This is a genomic window from Limosilactobacillus reuteri (assembly GCF_034259105.1).
GTDB classification, from domain to species: domain Bacteria; phylum Bacillota; class Bacilli; order Lactobacillales; family Lactobacillaceae; genus Limosilactobacillus; species Limosilactobacillus reuteri_G.
The window spans coordinates 67,425-92,279 of sequence record NZ_CP139476.1 but is presented as its reverse complement, the minus strand read 5'-3'; the positions used below and the strand labels follow the sequence as shown (position 1 = coordinate 92,279).

The window sequence follows — 24,855 nt, the reverse complement described above, 5'->3', positions numbered from 1 at the left end:
CACTCGGGGCTTTCTTTTTCTGTCTACATTATAGCATGACTATGATGTACTTTCGACTATTTTTAATCAGCTTTCTAGCAGTTTTTTAGGGAACACACGTTTGCCTTCTGTGCTACAATACAGGTAAAAGCTAACGGAAGTGATGAAATTGTTTACTCATGATGAACCGCATGGCGTGTTCTTCTTAATTGATAACAAGTCCTTTTATGCTAGTTGCGAAGCCGTTTCCCGGGGGCTAAATCCCTTAAAAGTCCCATTAGTGGTCCTTAGTGAAGCTGAAAATACCAATGGCGGACTCATTTTAGCCACGTCACCCGAAGCTAAGAAGCTGTCTAAAATCTCTTAAGTAATAGTGCTAAAAACGCTAAAACGACCATTTGCAGACTGGTGGTTAATTGACGCTCACAATTTTTCCAAAGTCGCCGACAATTCTCTAGCCAACTAAAAGATCGTTCGACTACCCAACGTTGGGGCATGACTTCGAATCGATGCAACTCATTGCGCTTCGCAACCTGCACGGTTGCGTTTAAATTACTGGCTACATCGAGCTGAAAATTAACGCCTGAATAACCACCATCAACTAAGACATTTTGAACCTGGCGTAAATGCATGGCATGTAAAGCGATCATTGCACTGGCCCCGTCTCGATCAGAGACGTTCGCTCGCGTCATGTGAATGGCCTGCGGAAAGCCATTGATATCAACTGCCAGATGGCGCTTAATCCCCGAGATTTTCTTACCAGCGTCGTAACCTTTGTTTTCAGCAGTAGCGGTGTTTTTGACGCTCTGAGCGTCAACGATAATAAAGGAAGTTAAAGCTGAACGTCCTTGGTAAGTTCGCCGAGCAATGACAATTCTTTTAAAACTTGTTCCAATAAAGAATCAGCCGTAGGCTCAGCTTTAGTTGACCAAATTTTGTAATAGTTGTAAACTGACCGCCATTCTGGGAAATCACCGGGGACTTGACGCCATTGGCAACCGGTTTTCAAGACATATAGGACCGCACAGAAGACCTCGTAGAGGTCATATTTTCGAGGCTTAGTTCGCTTACGAAAATTTTCTAAAGCTGGTCGAATTAATTCAAATTGTTGCCGAGTAATATTGCTGGGATAATTTTTCATAGCTTAAACTCGCTTTTTACATAGAAGTATATCAAAAATCATAGATCTTGGACAGCTTCTAAGCACTTATTTCATCTTAAAGCCAACGTCTCCCGTAAACGTGACTTACCCAATGACCCCAGGTTGTGGGTCGTGCCACCGCGCATGAACCTTTATATTCAACGTAATTTGCAGATCAATCAGATCTTTCATCAATTTACCACTGAAAAAGAGGTTTGGCCGTATTCAATTGATGAAAGCATTCTTGATATGACCCATACTTGGCGGCTGTTTGGCAATTCCGTTCGCGAAGTGGCCCGCTTGATTCAAAAGACAGTTCGGCAAAAGCTAGGCTTGTATACCACCGTGGGAATTGGTGACAATCCGGTGCAAGCTAAATTAGCCTTAGACCTTTACGCTAAACATAATCATGAATTGATCGGTGAAATCCATTACGAAACTGTGCCGGATAAAATTTGGTCAATTACTGAATTAACGGACGTTTGGGGGATTGGCCCCCGTATGGCGAAACGTTTGAACCGCCTTCACATTCACAATATGTATGAGCTAGCCCATACCAACCCTTATTTACTCAAACAGCAGCTTGGCGTCATTGGTAGCCAGTTATTTGCTACGGCCTGGGGAATTGATCGCGCAAAAGTCACGGAATCAATTAAGGTTAAGGCAGCTAGCCTGGGTAATTCACAAGTATTGCCACGAGATTATTTTAACCAAGTCGAAATTGAAACGGTCATTAAAGAAATTGGTGAACAGGTGGCGTTATTCTCATTCGTTTATTTTAAGAATAAAAAGAGTGACTGACATGTTTTCATGCCAATCACTCTTTTTATGGCGCAGTTATGGTACCTTCTTGTAGACCTAAAAAGATTGTCAAGATCAAAAGATCTGCCGATCCCCCAAGCTTAAATGCCGTTGGTCAAAGACCTGATTCAGTTCAACGAGTTTCTGCCACCCAGCCGCTGTCTGACTACCACCAAGCGCTAAATACGTCTGCGCTTCGGTATGGGCCCAGTCAACCACCTCACTGTTGCCGGCTCGCTTCACTAAGTTTGTATCTATTGAATTCGCCACAATAGTCAGTAAAGTATCCAATAACCGCTGATTCAGTGTCCCTGTACTCTGACGCAATGCTGGTAAAGCCCAACGAAAGACCGTAGGGTACCCGGCCTCTGCTTCACCCCGAATTCCTTTAATACCATATTGTAAGTACATTCGTTCTCCCGCCGTTAACATTGTCGGGTCTTTCGTTGCCAATCCGTCAAAGTCACGTGTCGTCAATCCCATCAGCATTTCCTGTACAATCTTGCGTAAGTCTTTTGTCGGGTGAGCCACCTGATAGGCACTAGCCGCGACCAAGATTCCCAAAGAAAAGACTGCTCCCTTGTGCGTATTCACACCAGCTGTTGCGGTAAACATCTCCCGCTCTGCCACAACCCCTAGTGGACGTAGTTGGTGAAACAGCTGAGTTAAATCTGCCGTCTCAAACTGGCAACCGACCTGCTCACATTGACTAAAGTAAGGCTGTAAACTTAAGGCACTGTTGATAAAGGTAAACGCCGTCATATCTGGATGAGGCCCCTGACTAGCTGGATCAACAAGTCCCGGCTTGGGTGTGACCGTCACTTCATACAATAAGGCACGGATCGCATTTCTAACCAGTGGCGTTTGGGTTTGTTCATTTATCACGGACTTCTCCTCCATTAGTGGCTAACTTGCTGATACAATCGGTCAAAATAGGCTTGTAATTCAGCAACCGAATGACGTCGTGAACGGGCACATTCTTTGGCTGGCCGTTGACAGACAAAGCAACGCCGTACCGGAAATCCCAAGGTAGTTCGTGATATTGCTTTGGCCGGATTACCAGTTAGAATATCCACGTCAAAAATTCGTCCCAACACATCCGTATCTTCAAATGTCACTGCTGCACGCTTAACGGCGGCACTGGTCGCCGATGACCGCCAAAACAACTCATTTCCCGTTAATTCATGCCATTCCGTAATCTGTGTCACCGCAAGATTCGCTTGGGCCAATACCGACCGAAATCGACTTACGCCCACCGTAAATAGCTGCTGCAACGCGGCATTGTTCTTAATTGGTCCTGGAACATTTAGCTTCGTTACAATCAGAGTTTCATCTGGTGTCTGTTCTAAGATTCGTTGCTGGACTGCCACACGCCGATCCCGGTTAGCCAACACCATAGCAATGTCGACCGGTGAACCTGTTTCAAAAATACTATGTGCCATCATCGAGAGGCCTCCTTACAACCAGTTGACGGCGTTCATCCGTTGTAAATAAAGAAACGTTGTCTTGAACAACAAATACATAAACCCGATCATTTTCCTTAGCGGCCTGCTCCACTAAATATCGATGACCTAACGTAAAGGGATTTGCGTTCATGACGATTCCCGAAACCCGTTGCTGCGCCTGATCAACGGCCTGTGGAATTCGCGCAACGTAGTCCGCAACGTCTGTATCTCCCGTTTCTAAAACCGCGCCTAAATCCGTATGCGCTAATTCCTTAAAACCAACATGTTGAAAGCTCGCTGAGTACTTGTTTTTAGTAAAAACAAAAACATGGAAGATTTCCCGCTCAGCTAATAGATTCATCAATGCAGATATGATCGTATTAAAGTGACTACCTTGCGCCGATTCTTTATTGCAGACACCAACATATTTAAGAACATTGCCCGCAACCGACCCTGTCGCAACTAACTGATGCTGATCATTATAAATTCCGAGTGTATGATCAATTTGAGCCAATTCATTCGGCTGAAAATTGCTGATACCTAGTGATTCCAGAAAGGCTTGCCAATCATCAAAAACTACTCGATCATTTAAATTTAAAGATTGAACGTCATTATTGATAGTACTGCTCCCCCTTCACTTGTAGCATGATCTACAGGTTTTGTAAGACCATAATAATTGGAACAACGATAATAAACAAGACCGAGGTCGATACAACAATGTTTGTCGCAAACTTTACATCACCATGGTACGTATTCGCCAAGATAGGTAATACAGCCAACGATGGTGTAGCAGCCTGAATGATCAAAGTTTGTTGGAAAACACTGTTCATGTGAATACCAATATGGAAACCACAGAATACGATGATTGCCATGATAATGGGTGAAATGGCAAAGCGACCCAATAATGTCCAAATAACATTACCATCGAACCGCATATTCAAAATACCAAAGCGACGGAGCATAATCCCGATATAGATTAAAGACAAGGGCGTTACCAACGCACCAATATCTGACAAGGCCGTCGTCGCAAAGGTCAATTTCATAAGACCATTTTCTAACCCAGGGATATAGATAAATGGCAATGCCACAATGAACCCCCATAGTGGCGCTGGAATTAGGTGATGCCAATCAAATTTCGCCTTATTGCCACCTTCACGGTCAATCGTTGGATCATCACCGGCGATAACCCAAACACCTAATGTCCAAATAATAACTGTGTTGACGATGTAATACGTCAGTAAATAAGGAACCGAAACTTCCCCAAACAAAGCCACGTTCAAGGGCATCCCAATAAATACGGTATTGGCCCCATTAATTGCTGTCATCATTAAGCCACGACGCCCATGTGGTACTTTAAAGGCACGGACAGCGATCCAAGCAACAACGTAACCCACAAGAATCGAGATAATCGTGTAAATAACGCCTGCCGATAAATTCGCCAGGTTGGACGGATTGAAATACTTCATCATTGCCATAAAAATTGAAGCAGGTAAGGCGATCCGCATGATTAATTTAGAAAGTGAACCCGAAAACTTTTCATCGAACCAACCACGAAGTTGACCATAATACCCAACGGCAATCATAATCACAATTGCTAACACGCTTTGAATCGAGGTGAGGAATACATCCATGATATTTACTTCCTTTCAAAAAGCCCTATTTTTTATAATTAAGTAATGCTTGTGTGACAGTTTCAACAACCCCATCATCAAACACACCTGGAATAATTTTTTCTGATGTTGGAGCAGTGATCATTTGTGCCAAAGCTCGTGCAACAACTTCTTCAACCGCTAGGTCTACTGATTTTAGCCCGCTTAGAAGTAATCCCTTGAACAGCCCTGGGAACACTAGGATATTATTGACTTGGTTAGGATATTGGCCTGAGCCAGTAGCTACAACCCCAGCATGGGCTGCGTGAGCGACTGCTGGATCAATTTCTGGTTTGGGATTGGCCAAAGCAAAAATAATTGGTTGATCAGCCATGCGTTCAACTTGAGCGCCCGTCAAAACATCAGCATCAGATAAACCGATGAAGACGTCCTGATCATCAATCACATCGTCTAAGCTGTTGCCCGTAACATTTAAACCAATCTCTTTCGCCAATGTCGTTTGATACGTGTTATAGGTCGTTGAATCTGGCTTAACCACTCCATCAATATCAACCAACGTGATGTGTTGAACACCGACACCGTGTAACAGCTTTGCCGTCGCTACACCCGACGCCCCTACACCATTTAAGACGACCTTGAGATCAGCCAAGTTCTTGCCCACAACTTTAGCCGCATTCAGCAGTCCAGCAAGTACCACAATTGCGGTTCCTTCTTGATCATCATGGTAAACCGGAATATCCAACGTCTGGCGTAACTTATCCTCAATTTCAAAGCAACGCGGTGCGGCAATATCTTCCAAATGAATACCGGCAAAAGATAATGACGTGTTCTGAACGGTCTGAACAAATTCATCAATTGGCACTTGTTTAATGGCAATCGGTAATGCATCAACGCCGGCCAAATCCTTGTATAGCAATGATTTCCCTTCAACAACGGGTAATCCGCCGGCGGGGCCAATATTCCCTAACCCTAAAACTGCCGAGCCATCTGTTACAACTGCGACCAACTTACCACTCAAGGTGAGTTGGTCTTTTAAACTAGGGTCCTTTTCAATCGCCTTTGAGATAGTCGCCACACCAGGTGTGTAAGCCTTACCCAAATCAGTTTTATTTTCAACTGCTAATTCCGGAGCCATTTCCAGAACTCCAGTATGGGTCGCATGTGATTTAACAATTTCATCTTTATCCAATGGCGTTACTTCCTTTCAGCATTTTTACCTAATCAGTGCTAAGATCGTTCATTTTTTAACAAGTCCTATCTTACTCCGACTTTTAAATTTTGCAAATTTTAATTGATTTTTTTAATTTTAAAAATAACAATATCGATATTTTAAAAAAACCTAAATTTCAAGAATAAGTTAGCCAGTATCTTAATTCAATGCGGATTACTAGCTAAATCTAAGAGGGTATTTCGAATGAGATACCCTCTTAGATTTATAAAATAATCCCCTTACTGGCTAAATTAGATAAACATTCTTTCAAATACGAATCATTATGTTCTGGATAAATCGGGTTAGTTATCGGACACTTTTTCAAAATTATATATGGATCGCAATGGATACCACGGTAAAGCGGATCAAACCATTTTTTATTAGGACGATATCCGCGCCGCTGCATTTCGTGCATGACCAGCAAGTGAAATTGATAAAGTTTATATGGTGAGTAATTGAATACATAATTAACAGTTGCATGCTTTTTTCCCCAGCCATTGCCTCTTAAAGCAGCAATTTCCCGATGCTGTCCTAACAGTTGTTGGCGAGGAAGTTTGCTAATGAGTTGCTCATGCCAAAGTCGCATAATTAGCCTCCTAATTTTTTATTTTATTTATCAATGTGGTAAATTGCAAATTTAATCCGAATTTTTGGACAAATTTGTCAGCATAACCTGATACGGTGTTTGCCAGTCGAGTATTTTAAGGGGTCGCTGGTTAATTTGGAGTAACGTCGTCGTTAAATCTTGAGCACTAATGTGCTCAAAACGAGTCCCTTTAGGATAAAAATAACGTAAATTCCGATTAAAGCGTTCATTACTACCACGTTCAGCTGGAGTATAAGCATGGCAGTAATAGGTCTTAATACCATATTGTGATTCAAGTGATACTAGCCCACTAAACTCAGTGCCACGGTCCACAGTAAAGCTGTGCACCGGACCATTAAAAGTGGTTAGGAACTTAGTTAGTGCTTCATTAACAGTCGCTGTCGTCCGATCTTTTAACCGGTATGCCCAAAGGAACCGTGATTTTCGATCGATTAAAGTTAATAAAACTGCCTTACTATGCCCACGAGGACCAACGACTGTATCTAGTTCAAAATCGCCGATGCGATTACGTTGATTAATCATCATAGGACGCTGTTCAATTGATCGCCCCAAAGATTGATTATATTTGGATCGTTGGTCAACGTTACGCCGTTGGCGTACGCCATGTTCAGGTAGATCATTCAAGGAGAAACCAATTCTCCCCTGATTTAGCCAATTATAAATAGATTTAGTAGCTAGTTTAAATTCGTGAGCAATCATTCCTGGTGACCAGCTTAGACGTAAATGGTTGAGAATTTTTTACTTTAACTCATCGCTCAGCTTAGTTTTCCGACCACATCGTGATCGCTTGTATTCGGCATCTGTTTGTGCTAATTCAGCCTGATAAGGTTGACATCGAGATAATTCATAAGAAATTGTTGACGGTGATCGGTTCAGCCGAACGCCCATTTGGATATTGGACAGCCCTAGTTCACAAAAGGTTTCGATTTTAATTCGTTCGGAATAGGTTATACTAGACAAAAGATCAGCTCCTAAAAGATGGGTTTGTGGTAAACACCATTTTAAAGGAAGCTGATCTTTTTTGTCCGAACAGCGTTCGGATTAATTTTACAATCTACCTTAACATTAAATTTCTTTCGATACCTTATAAAGGTTGTCCGTTTAATTCCTGTATTACGGGCAACATCGACATCACTCATGCCTGCCTGATAAAGTTTAAAAGCATGTTGCAAGCGGGGATCGTCTTGGGTGTATTGGGGTTTGCGCCCATGATATTTACCCTGCTGCTTAGCTAAGGCAATCCCTTGCTGCTGGCGCTCAATGATTCGCTTACGTTCACTTTCGGCCTGATACTTATAGAGTTCAATAATCAAGTTGGTCATCAGTTGACGTAAATTTGGGTCAGCAATCCCTGTCATGGACGGTAAATTCAACACATCTAGGGTGGCACCCTTATTTTGAATGGAGTTCATGATCTTAGTCAAATCATGGTTGTTTCTGCCTAAGCGATCTAATTCAGTGACCATTACAATATCACCCTCACGAATATAGGCCAGCATTTTTTGCAGTTCTGGCCGATTAGTGTTAGCCCCACTTAATTTATCCGTAAATAATTTATCAACGTCTTTTAAAGCCACTAACTGTCGATCTAAATGTTGCTCCTTGGAACTCACACGCGCATAACCGATTTTAGCCATTTCCAGTTCTCCTTTTGGACAGTTCTAATGAACACTTGTAATTCCTAGTATAGCACAGAAAATCGAGTAGGAGATAATTGATTAGTTCAATTATCGACCTCTCACACCACCGTACGTACGGTTCCGTATACGGCGGTTCGACAACTTAATCACATTGAATTGACTGGAGCGTCTTGGACATATTCATAAGTCCGAGTTGTTCCAGTTTTCTATTAGTTAGAGAATAGCTCAAGGTCTTACTATGTGCAGTTCGCCAGTAGCCCTTTCGGGTACTAGCGAAGACATATGCATCACGCTGGGACAGCCCCAACTTCTGTAAGTTAGTTACCTTAGTTTTAAACTTTTTCCATTGCTTCCAAATATACTGCCTTATTCGGACCCTCAACCACTTGTCAAGGCGTTGAATAAAGTTAGTTAGTTTCCCAATTGAGTAGTACTGAAGCCACCCACGCATTTTTCGATGAATTTCTTCAAACATTCTTGTCAGAGATATTCCACGATTACGTTTAGTTAATAACTTCAGTGCTTTCTTTACTCGTTGTTGCGATTGTTTAGCTGGACGGGCGTAGGCCCCATTGTGGTCTACACCCAACGAAAAGCCAAGAAACTTCAACCGTAGCGGGCTACCGACTTTGGTTTTATCTGGGTTCACTTTAACTTTCAAGCGCTTTTCTAGAAACTGGGTAATGCTTCGCATTACTCGTTCTCCGGCTCGTTGACTTTTAACATAGATGTTACAATCATCCGCATAGCGCACAAAGTGGTGACCACGTCTAGTCAACTCTTCGTCCAACTCATTTAGATAGATGTTCGCCAGTAGTGGTGACAATGGCCCTCCTTGTGGGGTTTCCTTTTTCACTCTTAGCGAAAAGCCCATGGTCTAAGACTCCGCTAGTTAGAAACTTACGAATGAGTCTTAGTGTCCATGGGTCATCAATATATTGTTGGAGATACTTAATCATCAAGTCATGATTAACGTTATCAAAATAGGCTTTTAGGTCTAAGTCGACAACTCTTCGATAACCTTGATTATAAAGATCTACTACTTTTGAAATAGCGTCATGGGCCCCACGGTGGGGACGGAAGCCAAAGCTATTATCAGAGAAAATACGCTCAAAGATAGGCGTAAGAATTTGGGCTACAGCTTGTTGAACCATTCGGTCCACCACCGTTGGTATTCCAAGTCTTCTTACTCCACCATTAGGCTTCGGAATTTCTACCCGTTTGACTGGAGCTGGTTTATACTTGCCCTCACGCAAACTAGCGATCAGTTCCGTCTTATTTTCTCTGAGATATGGCAGAAGGTCATTGACTGTCATATCGTCAACGCCTGCTGCTCCTTTATTTCTCTTAACTCGCAAATAAGCCTGATTAAGATTATTGCGATCCAAGACCAGGTCTTGGATAGTGACACTCATACCTTTACCTTCACCATAACCGGTACTACGCGCCCTTGTGTACTTTCGGTTTTCCAAACCTATCCTCGACAAGCGGTCAGCTTGTTGTTCTGTTTTCTGCGATTGTCGCACCTGATTACACCTCCGATATAAGTTACAAGTTATTGTCGTTCAGTCCTTCATCTGATTATTCAAACTACTATGACCTCGGCTGACTTCTGGCTTACTCAACACTGCATCACTGCACCGCTTGTTTCTGTGGAAATTAAACTTATTCCTCTTGTCGGAAACGTGTAGGCCAGATCTCCCCGGGTAAGAATATTAGCTTTCGTACCATGTCATCGTTAGCTTTACTGAGACCAACTTCGAGTAGTATTGGACTTCAACTTGTCTAGCAGCCTTATCCAGTTAATTTCAGCCTTATAGCTACTTCTTGTTCATCGATGCAGTACTTTGCCTTAGACTTCCTTCAGATTCCACCTCACGGTGGACACCCTTGTCCTCAGCTCATGGTTCCGACTACTACGGCCCATAGCGGACTTTCACCACCTAGCTAATACCCATGCCGGGCGCACTAAAAAAGACCAATAGGGTATACCCTATTGGCCGTTTTTGATCCATTATCAATGGCTTTTTAAATTAGGGCCTAGTACTTTTGGAATGGAAATACTTTCCAACACCAAAAATTCTAGACCCAGAGCACCTGAGTAACCTCATCAAGACCTACAGGTCGTGCGGTGAGCCAATGGACATCGCCATTGCCACACTGAGGAAAAACCTCAGAGGCGTTTTGAATGCTTCTCAAACCAAGCTTTCAAATGGCCCACTAGAAGGCATTAACCGTAAGATCAAAGCGCTAAAGCGCAGCTGTTATGGATTTGCCAATCAAGAGCGCATGTTTGAACGGATCTACCAACTGATTGCCTAGAAAAGTCAGTGTACGACACCCCGGGGAGGAGTGTGCCCAAAAACAGGGCTACAGAGCATAATTGCGGCCATCTGACTTCTCAAACGGAGTTTTTCGGTTCAATAACAAAAAGCCCACTCCGAAGAGTGGACCTTTCAAAAGATAAAAACTATTAATCAACACCATTTGACACAGAGCCAGAATAATAATATTCTTCAGGGCCCTCTTTAAATAATCTATATTCACTACAGATATATTTATTTAATGGTTAATCATTACGACGTTTCTTGATACCAAGAAAACCGAGTAAACTTCCAAACATTGCCAACAAAATACCAATAGATGACATTGTTTGACTTTGACTATTGTTTTCACCAGTTTGAGGTAATTCTGGTGAATTAACAGCACTGTTGTTAACTTTAGATCCTGTATTAGTCGACGTATTGATTACTCCATTGTTAGTAGCGTTACTTGGCTGGGAAGGATTCCCTGGTTGGTTAGAACTGGAATTTCCTGTGTCCGTACCATTACCTGGCTTCCCCGGTTGATTGAGCCCAGTGCCGCCATTGTTATCTGTTGCGGGGTTCTTCGTGTAAACATAGGTAACAGTCTGATCCTGATCCGTAAAGCTCCCCGTAGGGTTCCCTTGGACTTCTTTGAAGGTGTAGCCTGGCACATCCTTTTGGGTCGTTGAATATGGATCGCCTACATTACCAGAAGCAATAACGTCGTCAGCGATTGAATTGCCGTTTTCATCAACATACTTAGCTGTGACGTTACCGCCAGCAACTGGAGCATTCTTGGTATAGGTAACCTTGAATTCTAAGTCCTTTGAGTCCCCATTAACTGTTTGCTTGTCAATTTGCGCCTTATCAGCTGTATAACCCTTAATAGCTGGGCTAGTCACGGCCGCAAAGCTTTGAGCTGCTGACCAATTACCATACGTCTTTTCCCCAGTTACTGCGTCAGTTGAGACTGAACGTGTGAAGTCGACAGAAGCAGTGTGATCAGCAGGAGTTTGATTACCAGCGCCTTGATAATGAATGGTCTCATGAACTGTCTTCTTATCTGTCGTAATCGTTGGAGCGTTCTTGGTATAGGTAACCGTGAATGCTAAGTCCTTTGAGTCCCCGTTAACTGTTTGCTTGTCAATTTGCGCCTTGTCAGCGGTATAACCCTTTAATTCAGGACTTTTGACTGCGTCAAAGCTTTGATCTGCTGACCAAGGACCATACGTCTTTTCCCCAGTTACTGCGTCAGTTGAGACTTGACGTGTGAAGTCGACAGAAGCAGTGTGATCAGCAGGAGTTTGATTACCAGCGCCTTGATAATGAATGGTCTCATGAACTGTCTTCTTATCTGTCGTAATCGTTGGAGCGTTCTTGGTATAGGTAACCGTGAATGCTAAGTCCTTTGAGTCCCCGTTAACTGTTTGCTTGTCAATTTGCGCCTTGTCAGCGGTATAACCCTTTAATTCAGGACTTTTGACTGCGTCAAAGCTTTGATCTGCTGACCAATTACCATACGTCTTTTCCCCAGTTACTGCGTCAGTTGAGACTTGACGTGTGAAGTCGACAGAAGCAGTGTGATCAGCAGGAGTTTGATTACCAGCGCCTTGATAATGAATGGTCTCATGAACTGTCTTCTTATCTGTCGTAATCGTTGGAGCGTTCTTGGTATAGGTAACCGTGAATGCTAAGTCCTTTGAGTCCCCGTTAACTGTTTGCTTGTCAATTTGCGCCTTGTCAGCGGTATAACCCTTTAATTCAGGACTTTTGACTGCGTCAAAGCTTTGAGCTGCTGACCAATTACCATACGTCTTTTCCCCAGTTACTGCGTCAGTTGAGACTTGACGTGTGAAGTCGACAGAAGCAGTGTGATCAGCAGGAGTTTGATTACCAGCGCCTTGATAATGAATGGTCTCATGAACTGTCTTCTTATCTGTCGTAATCGTTGGAGCGTTCTTGGTATAGGTAACCGTGAATGCTAAGTCCTTTGAGTCCCCGTTAACTGTTTGCTTGTCAATTTGCGCCTTATCAGCTGTATAACCCTTAATAGCTGGGCTAGTCACGGCCGCAAAGCTTTGATCTGCTGACCAAGGACCATAGGTCTTTTTACCAGTGACCTTGTCGGTCGTTACAGTACGCGTAAAGTTCAGTGGTGTTGCTTGATAATCATCAGCTGCTTTGTCACCGTTCTTATAAACATAATGGATGGTCTCATTGACAGTTTGACTTTCACTTGTTTGCGTTGTGCCATGTGTCAAATGAACCTCGAAACTTTGAACGGTACCATCTTGGTTATAAACCACACCCTTAGTTGGATAATTGTCTGAGACTAATTGATACCCTTGTTTTTCATAATCGGCAATGGTGTCACCCGTCCGATAAGGATCCGTTGAACCATAGTCGCCAGTCAAGTCCTTAACGCTTAAGGTTTTACCAGTCTTATCATCAATATAAGTGACGTTGGCGGCTTCTTGGTTTGCTGTATAGATAATGGTCTGAACATTATCCTTACTATCTTGCGTTAAGCCATCAACTGAATCGCTGGCTGGCTTACTTGCAGTATAGCCTGGAATTACCGGTGAATTCTTACTATCAAAACTCGTCTTGCCATTTTCGGCTGTCCAACCATCATCCTTAACAATCTCACCGGTGACCTTATCAATTTCAACTTGATGGTCAAATGTCGTGGAATCAGTCTTATCAGGAGCTGCTTGTGAACCATCGCCATATTGATAATGGATTGTCTGGTGAACATCAGTTGTCAGCGAATTCTTATCAGTCCCAGCTGGCCATTTTGGACTATCTGGATCATCTGGATTAATTGGCGTACCTGGTGTTTGTGGATTCGTTGGATTTACTGGGACCACGTCGTGGTCATAGTGAACATTAACTGTAACATCCTTATCACCTGGGGTAACTGTCTGTTGAGCAACCGCGGCCAAATCCGCTGCCAAGTAGCCCTTGGAACTCAAGTCAGGAGAAGTGACAGAATCCCAATCAGACTTATTATCAACTGCAGTCCAAGCTTTATCACCATCAGTTTGGTCAACGGTATCACCACCTGTTGTCGAGTAACCAATGATTTGACCAGTTACTTTATCAACAATAACGGTACGGTTATACGTAACCTGTTCAGTAACTTGCTTAGCGACAACTTTGCCAGTCTGCTTATCCAGGTAATTAACAGTTCTAATGACTGTCTGAGTAACAGAACTCTTGTCAGTTCCTTCTGGCCACTTTGGTCCATCAGGATCATCTGGATTAATTGGCGTACCTGGTGTTTGTGGATTCGTTGGATTTACTGGGACCACGTTGTGGTCATAGTGAACATTAACTGTAACATCCTTATCACCTGGGGTAACTGTCTGTTGAGCAACTGTGGCCAAATCCGGTGCCAAGTAGCCCTTGGAACTCAAGTCAGGAGAAGTGACAGAATCCCAATCAGACTTATGATCAACTGCAGTCCAAGCTTTATCACCATCAGTTTGGTCAACGGTATCACCACCTGTTGTCGAGTAACCAATGATTTGACCAGTTACTTTATCAACAATGGCGGTACGGTTATACGTAACCTGTTCAGTAACTGGCGTAGCGACAGCTTTGTCAGTCTGCTTATCCAGGTAATTAACAGTTCTAGTGACTGTCTGAGTAAGAGAACTCTTGTCAGTTCCTTCTGGCCACTTTGGTCCATTAGGATTATTTGGATTAATTGGTTTACCTGGTGTTTGTGGATTCTTCGGACCAACCGGCGTTGTGCCATGAGTTAAATGAACCTCGAACTTTTGAACGGTACCATCTTGGTTATAAACCACACCATGAGTTGGATAATTGTCTGAGACTAATTGATACCCTTGTTTTTCATAATCGGCAATGGTGTCACCCGTCCGATAAGGATCAGTTGAACCATAGTCGCCAGTCAAGTCCTTAGTGCTTAAGGTTTTACCAGTCGTATCATCGATATAAGTGACGTTGGCGGCTTCATGGTTTGCTGTATAGATAATGGTCTGAACATTATTCTTACTATCATGCGTTAAGCCATCAACTGAATCGCTGGCTGGCTTACTTGCAGTATAGCCTGGAATTACCGGTGACTTCTTACTATCAAAACTCGTCTTGCCATTTTCGGCTGTCCAACCATCATCCTTAACAATCTTACCGGTGACCTTATCAATTTCAACTTGATGGTCAAATGTCGTGGAATCAGTCTTATCAGGAGCTGCTTGTGAACCATCGCCATATTGATAATGGATTGTCTGGTGAACATCAGTTGTCAGCGAATTCTTATCAGTCCCAGCTGGCCATTTTGGACTATCTGGATCATCTGGATTAATTGGCGTACCTGGTGTTTGTGGATTCGTTGGATTTACTGGGACCACGTCGTGGTCATAGTGAACATTAACTGTAACATCCTTATCACCTGGGGTAACTGTCTGTTGAGCAACCGCGGCCAAATCCGCTGCCAAGTAGCCCTTGGAACTCAAGTCAGGAGAAGTGACAGAATCCCAATCAGACTTATTATCAACTGCAGTCCAAGCTTTATCACCATCAGTTTGGTCAACGGTATCACCACCTGTTGTCGAGTAACCAATGATTTGACCAGTTACTTTATCAACAATAACGGTACGGTTATACGTAACCTGTTCAGTAACTTGCTTAGCGACAACTTTGCCAGTCTGCTTATCCAGGTAATTAACAGTTCTAATGACTGTCTGAGTAACAGAACTCTTGTCAGTTCCTTCTGGCCACTTTGGTCCATCAGGATCATCTGGATTAATTGGCGTACCTGGTGTTTGTGGCTTCGTTGGATTTACTGGGACCACGTCGTGGTCATAGTAAACCTTAACGGTAACATCCTTATCACCTGGGGTAACTGTCTGTTGAGCAACTGTGGCCAAATCCGGTGCCAAGTAGCCCTTGGAACTCAAGTCAGGTGAAGTGACAGAATCCCAATCAGACTTATGATCAACTGCAGTCCAAGCTTTATCACCATCAGTTTGGTCAACGGTATCACCACCGGTTGTCGAGTAACCAATGATTTGACCAGTTACTTTATCAACAATGGCGGTACGGTTATACGTAACCTGTTCAGTAACTGGCTTAGCGACAACTTTGCCAGTCTGCTTATCCAGGTAATTAACAGTTCTAATGACTGTCTGAGTAAGAGAACCCTTGTCAGTTCCTTCTGGCCACTTTGGTCCACCAGGATTCTCTGGATTAATTGGTTTACCTGGTGTTTGTGGATTCTTCGGACCAACCGGCGTTGTGCCATGAGTTAAATGAACCTCGAACTTTTGAACGGTACCATTTTGGTTATAAACCACACCATGAGTTGGATAATTGTCTGAGACTAATTGATACCCTTGTTTTTCATAATCGGCAATGGTGTCACCCGTCCGATAAGGATCAGTTGAACCATAGTCGCCAGTCAAGTCCTTAGTGCTTAAGGTTTTACCAGTCGTATCATCGATATAAGTGACGTTGGCGGCTTCATGGTTTGCTGTATAGATAATGGTCTGAACATTATCCTTACTATCATGCGTTAAGCCATCAACTGAATCGCTGGCTGGCTTACTTGCAGTATAGCCTGGAATTACCGGTGACTTCTTACTATCAAAACTCGTCTTGCCATTTTCGGCTGTCCAACCACCATCCTTAACAATCTTACCGGTGACCTTATCAACTTCAACTTGATGGTCAAATGTCGTGGAATCGGTCTTATCAGGAGCTGCTTGTGAACCATTGACATATTGATAATGGATGGTCTGGTGAACAGCAGTTGTCAGCGACTTCTTATCAGTCCCTTCTGGCCACTTTGGTCCATTAGGATTCTTTGGATTAATTGGCTTACCTGGTGTTTGTGGATGCGTTGGATTTACTGGGACCACGGCGTGGTCATAGTGAACATTAACTGTAACATCCTTATCACCTGGGGTAACTGTCTGTTGAGCAACCGCGGCCAAATCCGCTGCCAAGTAGCCCTTGGAACTCAAGTCAGGAGAAGTGACAGAATCCCAATCAGACTTATTATCAACTGCAGTCCAAGCTTTATCACCATCAGTTTGGTCAACGGTATCACCACCTGTTGTCGAGTAACCAATGATTTGACCAGTTACTTTATCAACAATAACGGTACGGTTATACGTAACCTGTTCAGTAACTTGCTTAGCGACAACTTTGCCAGTCTGCTTATCCAGGTAATTAATAGTTCTAGTGACTGTCTGAGTAAGAGAACTCTTGTCAGTTCCTTCTGGCCACTTTGGTCCACCAGGATTCTCTGGATTAATTGGTTTACCTGGTGTTTGTGGATTCTTCGGACCAACCGGCGTTGTGCCATGAGTTAAATGAACCTCGAACTTTTGAACGGTACCATCTTGGTTATAAACCACACCATGAGTTGGATAATTGTCTGAGACTAATTGATACCCTTGTTCTTCATAATCGGCAATGGTGTCACCCGTCCGATAAGGATCAGTTGAACCATAGTCGCCAGTCAAGTCCTTAGTGCTTAAGGTTTTACCAGTCGTATCATCGATATAAGTGACGTTGGCGGCTTCTTGGTTTGCTGTATAGATAATGGTCTGAACATTATCCTTACTATCATGCGTTAAGCCATCAACTGAATCGCTGGCTGGCTTACTTGCAGTATAGCCTGGAATTACCGGTGACTTCTTACTATCAAAACTCGTCTTGCCATTTTCGGCTGTCCAACCATCATCCTTAACAATCTTACCGGTGACCTTATCAACTTCAACTTGATGGTCAAATGTCGTGGAATCGGTCTTATCAGGAGCTGCTTGTGAACCATTGACATATTGATAATGGATGGTCTGGTGAACAGCAGTTGTCAGCGACTTCTTATCAGTCCCTTCTGGCCACTTTGGTCCATTAGGATTCTTTGGATTAATTGGCTTACCTGGTGTTTGTGGATGCGTTGGATTTACTGGGACCACGGCGTGGTCATAGTAAACCTTAACGGTAACATCCTTATCACCTGGGGTAACTGTCTGTTGAGCAACTGTGGCCAAATCCGGTGCCAAGTAGCCCTTGGAACTCAAGTCAGGAGAAGTGACAGAATCCCAATCAGACTTATGATCAACTGCAGTCCAAGCTTTATCACCATCAGTTTGGTCAACGGTATCACCACCGGTTGTCGAGTAACCAATGATTTGACCAGTTACTTTATCAACAATGGCGGTACGGTTATACGTAACCTGTTCAGTAACTGGCTTAGCGACAACTTTGCCAGTCTGCTTATCCAGGTAATTAATAGTTCTAGTGACTGTCTGAGTAAGAGAACTCTTGTCAGTTCCTTCTGGCCACTTTGGTCCACCAGGATTCTCTGGATTAATTGGTTTACCTGGTGTTTGTGGATTCTTCGGACCAACCGGCGTTGTGCCATGAGTTAAATGAACCTCGAACTTTTGAACGGTACCATCTTGGTTATAAACCACACCATGAGTTGGATAATTGTCTGAGACTAATTGATACCCTTGTTCTTCATAATCGGCAATGGTGTCACCCGTCCGATAAGGATCAGTTGAACCATAGTCGCCAGTCAAGTCCTTAGTGCTTAAGGTTTTACCAGTCGTATCATCGATATAAGTGACGTTGGCGGCTTCATGGTTTGCTGTATAGATAATGGTCTGAACATTATCCTTACTATCATGCGTTAAGCCATCAACTGAATCGCTGGCTGGCTTACTTGCAGTATAGCCTGGAATTACCGGTGACTTCTTACTATCAAAACTCGTCTTGCCATTTTCGGCTGTCCAACCACCATCCTTAACAATCTTACCGGTGACCTTATCAACTTCAACTTGATGGTCAAATGTCGTGGAATCGGTCTTATCAGGAGCTGCTTGTGAACCATTGACATATTGATAATGGATGGTCTGGTGAACAGCAGTTGTCAGCGACTTCTTATCAGTCCCTTCTGGCCACTTTGGTCCATTAGGATTCTTTGGATTAATTGGCTTACCTGGTGTTTGTGGATGCGTTGGATTTACTGGGACCACGGCGTGGTCATAGTGAACATTAACTGTAACATCCTTATCACCTGGGGTAACTGTCTGTTGAGCAACCGCGGCCAAATCCGCTGCCAAGTAGCCCTTGGAACTCAAGTCAGGAGAAGTGACAGAATCCCAATCAGACTTATTATCAACTGCAGTCCAAGCTTTATCACCATCAGTTTGGTCAACGGTATCACCACCTGTTGTCGAGTAACCAATGATTTGACCAGTTACTTTATCAACAATAACGGTACGGTTATACGTAACCTGTTCAGTAACTTGCTTAGCGACAACTTTGCCAGTCTGCTTATCCAGGTAATTAATAGTTCTAGTGACTGTCTGAGTAAGAGAACTCTTGTCAGTTCCTTCTGGCCACTTTGGTCCACCAGGATTCTCTGGATTAATTGGTTTACCTGGTGTTTGTGGATTCTTCGGACCAACCGGCGTTGTGCCATGAGTTAAATGAACCTCGAACTTTTGAACGGTACCATCTTGGTTATAAACCACACCATGAGTTGGATAATTGTCTGAGACTAATTGATACCCTTGTTCTTCATAATCGGCAATGGTGTCACCCGTCCGATAAGGATCAGTTGAACCATAGTCGCCAGTCAAGTCCTTAGTGCTTAAGGTTTTACCAGTCGTATCATCGATATAAGTGACGTTGGCGGCTTCTTGGTTTGCTGTATAGATAATGGTCTGAACATTATCCTTACTATCATGCGTTAAGCCATCAACTGAATCGCTGGCTGGCTTACTTGCAGTATAGCCTGGAATTACCGGTGACTTCTTACTATCAAAACTCGTCTTGCCATTTTCGGCTGTCCAACCATCATCCTTAACAATCTTACCGGTGACCTTATCAACTTCAACTTGATGGTCAAATGTCGTGGAATCGGTCTTATCAGGAGCTGCTTGTGAACCATTGACATATTGATAATGGATGGTCTGGTGAACAGCAGTTGTCAGCGACTTCTTATCAGTCCCTTCTGGCCACTTTGGTCCATTAGGATTCTTTGGATTAATTGGCTTACCTGGTGTTTGTGGATGCGTTGGATTTACTGGGACCACGGCGTGGTCATAGTAAACCTTAACGGTAACATCCTTATCACCTGGGGTAACTGTCTGTTGAGCAACTGTGGCCAAATCCGGTGCCAAGTAGCCCTTGGAACTCAAGTCAGGAGAAGTGACAGAATCCCAATCAGACTTATGATCAACTGCAGTCCAAGCTTTATCACCATCAGTTTGGTCAACGGTATCACCACCGGTTGTCGAGTAACCAATGATTTGACCAGTTACTTTATCAACAATGGCGGTACGGTTATACGTAACCTGTTCAGTAACTGGCTTAGCGACAACTTTGCCAGTCTGCTTATCCAGGTAATTAATAGTTCTAGTGACTGTCTGAGTAAGAGAACTCTTGTCAGTTCCTTCTGGCCACTTTGGTCCACCAGGATTCTCTGGATTAATTGGTTTACCTGGTGTTTGTGGATTCTTCGGACCAACCGGCGTTGTGCCATGAGTTAAATGAACCTCGAACTTTTGAACGGTACCATCTTGGTTATAAACCACACCATGAGTTGGATAATTGTCTGAGACTAATTGATACCCTTGTTCTTCATAATCGGCAATGGTGTCACCCGTCCGATAAGGATCAGTTGAACCATAGTCGCCAGTCAAGTCCTTAGTGCTTAAGGTTTTACCAGTCGTATCATCGATATAAGTGACGTTGGCGGCTTCATGGTTTGCTGTATAGATAATGGTCTGAACATTATTCTTACTATCATGCGTTAAGCCATCAACTGAATCGCTGGCTGGCTTACTTGCAGTATAGCCTGGAATTACCGGTGACTTCTTACTATCAAAACTCGTCTTGCCATTTTCGGCTGTCCAACCATCATCCTTAACAATCTTACCGGTGACCTTATCAACTTCAACTTGATGGTCAAATGTCGTGGAATCGGTCTTATCAGGAGCTGCTTGTGAACCATTGACATATTGATAATGGATGGTCTGGTGAACAGCAGTTGTCAGCGAATTCTTATCAGTTCCTTCTGGCCACTTTGGTCCATTAGGATTCTTTGGATTAATTGGCTTACCTGGTGTTTGTGGCTTCGTTGGATTTACTGGGACCACGTCGTGGTCATAGTAAACCTTAACGGTAACATCCTTATCACCTGGGGTAACTGTCTGTTGAGCAACTGTGGCCAAATCCGGTGCCAAGTAGCCCTTGGAACTCAAGTCAGGTGAAGTGACAGAATCCCAATCAGACTTATGATCAACTGCAGTCCAAGCTTTATCACCATCAGTTTGGTCAACGGTATCACCACCGGTTGTCGAGTAACCAATGATTTGACCAGTTACTTTATCAACAATGGCGGTACGGTTATACGTAACCTGTTCAGTAACTGGCTTAGCGACAACTTTGCCAGTCTGCTTATCCAGGTAATTAACAGTTCTAATGACTGTCTGAGTAAGAGAACCCTTGTCAGTTCCTTCTGGCCACTTTGGTCCACCAGGATTCTCTGGATTAATTGGTTTACCTGGTGTTTGTGGATTCTTCGGACCAACCGGCGTTGTGCCATGAGTTAAATGAACCTCGAACTTTTGAACGGTACCATTTTGGTTATAAACCACACCATGAGTTGGATAATTGTCTGAGACTAATTGATACCCTTGTTTTTCATAATCGGCAATGGTGTCACCCGTCCGATAAGGATCAGTTGAACCATAGTCGCCAGTCAAGTCCTTAGTGCTTAAGGTTTTACCAGTCGTATCATCGATATAAGTGACGTTGGCGGCTTCATGGTTTGCTGTATAGATAATGGTCTGAACATTATCCTTACTATCATGCGTTAAGCCATCAACTGAATCGCTGGCTGGCTTACTTGCAGTATAGCCTGGAATTACCGGTGACTTCTTACTATCAAAACTCGTCTTGCCATTTTCGGCTGTCCAACCACCATCCTTAACAATCTTACCGGTGACCTTATCAACTTCAACTTGATGGTCAAATGTCGTGGAATCGGTCTTATCAGGAGCTGCTTGTGAACCATTGACATATTGATAATGGATGGTCTGGTGAACAGCAGTTGTCAGCGACTTCTTATCAGTCCCTTCTGGCCACTTTGGTCCATTAGGATTCTTTGGATTAATTGGCTTACCTGGTGTTTGTGGATGCGTTGGATTTACTGGGACCACGGCGTGGTCATAGTGAACATTAACTGTAACATCCTTATCACCTGGGGTAACTGTCTGTTGAGCAACCGCGGCCAAATCCGCTGCCAAGTAGCCCTTGGAACTCAAGTCAGGAGAAGTGACAGAATCCCAATCAGACTTATTATCAACTGCAGTCCAAGCTTTATCACCATCAGTTTGGTCAACGGTATCACCACCTGTTGTCGAGTAACCAATGATTTGACCAGTTACTTTATCAACAATAACGGTACGGTTATACGTAACCTGTTCAGTAACTTGCTTAGCGACAACTTTGCCAGTCTGCTTATCCAGGTAATTAATAGTTCTAGTGACTGTCTGAGTAAGAGAACTCTTGTCAGTTCCTTCTGGCCACTTTGGTCCACCAGGATTCTCTGGATTAATTGGTTTACCTGGTGTTTGTGGATTCTTCGGACCAACCGGCGTTGTGCCATGAGTTAAATGAACCTCGAACTTTTGAACGGTACCATCTTGGTTATAAACCACACCATGAGTTGGATAATTGTCTGAGACTAATTGATACCCTTGTTCTTCATAATCGGCAATGGTGTCACCCGTCCGATAAGGATCAGTTGAACCATAGTCGCCAGTCAAGTCCTTAGTGCTTAAGGTTTTACCAGTCGTATCATCGATATAAGTGACGTTGGCGGCTTCATGGTTTGGTGTATAAGTCACAGTGAAGTCCAAATTACCAGAATTACTATCAATACTTTTAACAGTTGTCTGTGTTAAATCGTTACTTGGATCAGTTGTGGACACGACATGTTGACCAATAACACTTGGGTTGATAATTGCCGCAAAATCTGTACTATTGCCCCGAGTCCAATTACCTACTGGTACACCATTATTATCAAGAGTTGGTTGACCAGATTCAGTCGTTGAATAGTATGTCGCTGTCGAACCATCAATCGGATTGGTAATCGTTACAAAACGAGTTGGTATTCCACTGGCATCCTTTGCAACTGGTTGACCATCTTGACCAATATAGTGTACGGTTTCGGTTACCGTCTTAACCTCACTAGTACTGTAAGCTGGTGCATAAACAACCGTAAAATTTAAATCATCAGACGTTTTGTTAACAGTTTGAATGGCAACGCTATTTAGATCAGAGCCCGGAGCATTGGTCCTGATAACCTTATATCCCTTAACTGTTGGGTTATCAATAGCACCAAATTTAGCATTATCGGCCTGAATCCAGCTGCTATCGGGTTTACCCGCATTGTCTAAAGTTGGGTTCTTCTGACTGCCGAACTTATAATACGTGGTAGTCCCATTCCATGCTTTAACTGTGATAAAGGTAATAGGGTTAGCGGTATAACTAGGGGCGACTGTTTTACCAGTTTGGTCAACATAGTTAATAGTCTCATTAACTTTTTTGTTAATAACAATTGAGTAAGTGACAAAGTTCAAAAAATCAGAGTTCTTATTATGATTACCATGCCACCACCAAGGACGATTACCATGCCACCACCAAGGAGCGCTTGAAGCATTGATTGGAACCGCGCCTAGGTAAAGTGTTGGTTTATTCGAAGTAAAATTGACAAAGGTCACTCCCCCTTGTAGAGCATAATAATCCGGATTACTATCCTCACCAGCATGTGACTGATAACCCGAAGGATCGGTGTTTGTATAGACTAAACCATCTGGAACATTGCTACCAGAAACACGTGTGAGTCCAATTGTTGATGCTGGTGCTGTGAATCCTGTTGATGGATCATTAATAGGATTTTTTGAGATGACTACGGTTTTGGCATCATTAGTTTGAACGTATTCACGACGGTTACTATTTACACTATTATCAGAGCTTAATGAAGCAGACAAAAAATAAAAAATTTGATTGTTATTTTGAGCAGCATGAGCCTGATCAAATTTGGTAATGTCTACGATTGAGCCATCATCAGAGTAAGTAAACCAGAAGGTTTCTTGGAAGTTGGCATTGTAGACATCGATGTTATCAACAGCATTCGAGCTAATTAAAATAAGATACGGGTTTTTTTGATCGACACCCGTTATGCTCCTAATACCATCAGTACCCGGGTTATTTTGAGCAACGAAATCATGAAATGTTTCATGAAAGTCAACCTTTCGTCCGTTAATTGATCCGGCGTTAGCCCAATTCTTTGTAATAGATACATTCCTATGTAAAAGATCAGCCCCTGAATACAACCAAAGTGTGTCCCCGGTCATACCATCACCCTTAAATTGCTGAGGCAGATTAGCCTGGGTGTACGTAGCTGTTAAATTTACCCCAGTTGCAGTTGGAGCACTGCTATCTTGAGAGTTCGATTCAAAGCTTAAATTTTGAGCATTATCTAATGATGAATACTGGGTTTTACCATCACTATTCTTTTGAGAAGTTGCATCATCGATTGGGGTTGAATTATACGCAGTTGTTGCATAATCGGCCATTAGCAGCTGAAAAACACTCTTCGTATCACTGGCACTGCTTGCTACAGTAGCTGCTGATTGTTGAGCAGCACTCTTCGTATCACTGGCACTGCTTACTGCAGTAACTGCTGATTGTTGAGCAGCACTCTTCGTATCACTGGCACTGCTTACTGCAGTAGCTGCTGATTGTTGAGCAGCACTCTTCGTATCACTGGCACTGCTTACTGCAGTAGCTGCTGATGAAACAGCGCTCTTCCTATCACTAGTGCTGTTTACAGTGGCGGCAGTTAAGTTCCCTGAGGTGGTATCAGCATGAACTGCTACCGTTGATACCCCACCGAAGGCAAAAAAAGACAGTGTAGCAATTGCGGCAAAAACGAATTTTTTGCCATCTTTATACATTTTATAATGTAATTTCTTTTCTCCCATTATAAACTTCCTTCCCGCTCAATTATATTGAGCTAACCTACTTTTAATTATATACCTGTAGAACAAAAATG

General features: G+C 43.1%; 8 protein-coding genes and 6 pseudogenes. 3 read left to right on the top strand and 11 right to left on the bottom strand.

Going from position 1 to position 24,855, the window contains the following annotated elements:
* Nucleotides 1-142: 142 nt before the first annotated feature.
* Nucleotides 143-331, top strand: a pseudogene (locus tag SH603_RS00470) (excinuclease ABC subunit A); the annotation flags it as partial.
* Nucleotide 332: 1 nt separating this feature from the next.
* Here the strand turns inward: SH603_RS00470 and SH603_RS00465 are convergent.
* Nucleotides 333-1,120 (bottom strand): IS5 family transposase gene (locus tag SH603_RS00465; protein WP_169477490.1). Its coding sequence is split into 2 segments (ribosomal slippage): nt 333-856 and nt 856-1,120, totalling 789 coding nucleotides; the frame shifts between segments, so codons are not numbered across the junction.
* A gap of 57 nt (nt 1,121-1,177) precedes the next feature.
* Between SH603_RS00465 and SH603_RS00460 the strand changes: the two are divergent.
* Nucleotides 1,178-1,879: pseudogene (locus SH603_RS00460) on the top strand (excinuclease ABC subunit A); the annotation flags it as partial.
* Between the two features lie 67 nt (nt 1,880-1,946).
* Here SH603_RS00460 and citG read toward each other — a convergent pair.
* From citG to ltrA, 9 genes and pseudogenes are all read right to left on the bottom strand, one after another.
* Nucleotides 1,947-2,821 (bottom strand): annotated as a pseudogene (citG, locus tag SH603_RS00455) (triphosphoribosyl-dephospho-CoA synthase CitG).
* The gene (citX, locus tag SH603_RS00450; protein ID WP_003593418.1) at nt 2,821-3,366 is read right to left on the bottom strand and encodes a citrate lyase holo-[acyl-carrier protein] synthase; all 546 of its coding nucleotides are present in this window, start codon (nt 3,364-3,366) and stop codon (nt 2,821-2,823) included. The pseudogene citG and the gene citX overlap by 1 nt, the downstream one beginning before the upstream one ends.
* Nucleotides 3,353-3,880, bottom strand: a complete 528-nt coding sequence (locus SH603_RS00445) for an adenylyltransferase/cytidyltransferase family protein (protein ID WP_321533552.1) — start codon at nt 3,878-3,880, stop codon at nt 3,353-3,355. The genes citX and SH603_RS00445 overlap by 14 nt, the downstream gene beginning before the upstream one ends.
* A gap of 136 nt (nt 3,881-4,016) precedes the next feature.
* Nucleotides 4,017-4,997: an AEC family transporter gene (locus SH603_RS00440; protein WP_021742161.1), complete on the bottom strand. Its 981-nt coding sequence runs from the start codon at nt 4,995-4,997 to the stop codon at nt 4,017-4,019.
* 25 nt (nt 4,998-5,022) lie between these two features.
* Complete coding sequence (locus SH603_RS00435) at nt 5,023-6,111, bottom strand: NAD(P)-dependent malic enzyme (protein ID WP_321533551.1); 1,089 nt, start codon at nt 6,109-6,111, stop codon at nt 5,023-5,025.
* Nucleotides 6,112-6,409: 298 nt separating this feature from the next.
* Nucleotides 6,410-6,772, bottom strand: a complete 363-nt coding sequence (locus SH603_RS00430) for a TIGR02328 family protein (RefSeq protein WP_056949709.1) — start codon at nt 6,770-6,772, stop codon at nt 6,410-6,412.
* Nucleotides 6,773-6,823: 51 nt separating this feature from the next.
* Nucleotides 6,824-7,753: pseudogene (locus SH603_RS00425) on the bottom strand (IS30-like element ISLpl1 family transposase).
* A gap of 41 nt (nt 7,754-7,794) precedes the next feature.
* Nucleotides 7,795-8,430, bottom strand: a complete 636-nt coding sequence (locus tag SH603_RS00420) for a recombinase family protein (RefSeq protein WP_321533550.1) — start codon at nt 8,428-8,430, stop codon at nt 7,795-7,797.
* A gap of 145 nt (nt 8,431-8,575) precedes the next feature.
* Nucleotides 8,576-9,959 (bottom strand): annotated as a pseudogene (gene ltrA, locus SH603_RS00415) (group II intron reverse transcriptase/maturase).
* Nucleotides 9,960-10,524: 565 nt separating this feature from the next.
* Between ltrA and SH603_RS00410 the strand changes: the two are divergent.
* Nucleotides 10,525-10,755 (top strand): annotated as a pseudogene (locus SH603_RS00410) (transposase); the annotation flags it as partial.
* A 247-nt stretch (nt 10,756-11,002) separates the two neighbouring features.
* On the opposite strand, the gene SH603_RS00405 reads toward SH603_RS00410, so the two are convergent.
* On the bottom strand, nt 11,003-24,784 hold the full coding sequence (locus SH603_RS00405) for a mucin-binding protein (protein ID WP_321533549.1): 13,782 nt from the start codon (nt 24,782-24,784) through the stop codon (nt 11,003-11,005).
* Between the last annotated feature and the right edge of the window lie 71 nt (nt 24,785-24,855).

Coding starts and splice junctions, on each gene's coding strand:
- SH603_RS00440 (WP_021742161.1), bottom strand. CDS start 4,997: ATGGATGTATTCCTCACCTCGATTCAAAGCGTGTTAGCAATTGTGATT.
- SH603_RS00420 (WP_321533550.1), bottom strand. CDS start 8,430: ATGGCTAAAATCGGTTATGCGCGTGTGAGTTCCAAGGAGCAACATTTA.
- citX (WP_003593418.1), bottom strand. CDS start 3,366: ATGATGGCACATAGTATTTTTGAAACAGGTTCACCGGTCGACATTGCT.
- SH603_RS00405 (WP_321533549.1), bottom strand. CDS start 24,784: ATGGGAGAAAAGAAATTACATTATAAAATGTATAAAGATGGCAAAAAA.
- SH603_RS00430 (WP_056949709.1), bottom strand. CDS start 6,772: ATGCGACTTTGGCATGAGCAACTCATTAGCAAACTTCCTCGCCAACAA.
- SH603_RS00435 (WP_321533551.1), bottom strand. CDS start 6,111: ATGGCTCCGGAATTAGCAGTTGAAAATAAAACTGATTTGGGTAAGGCT.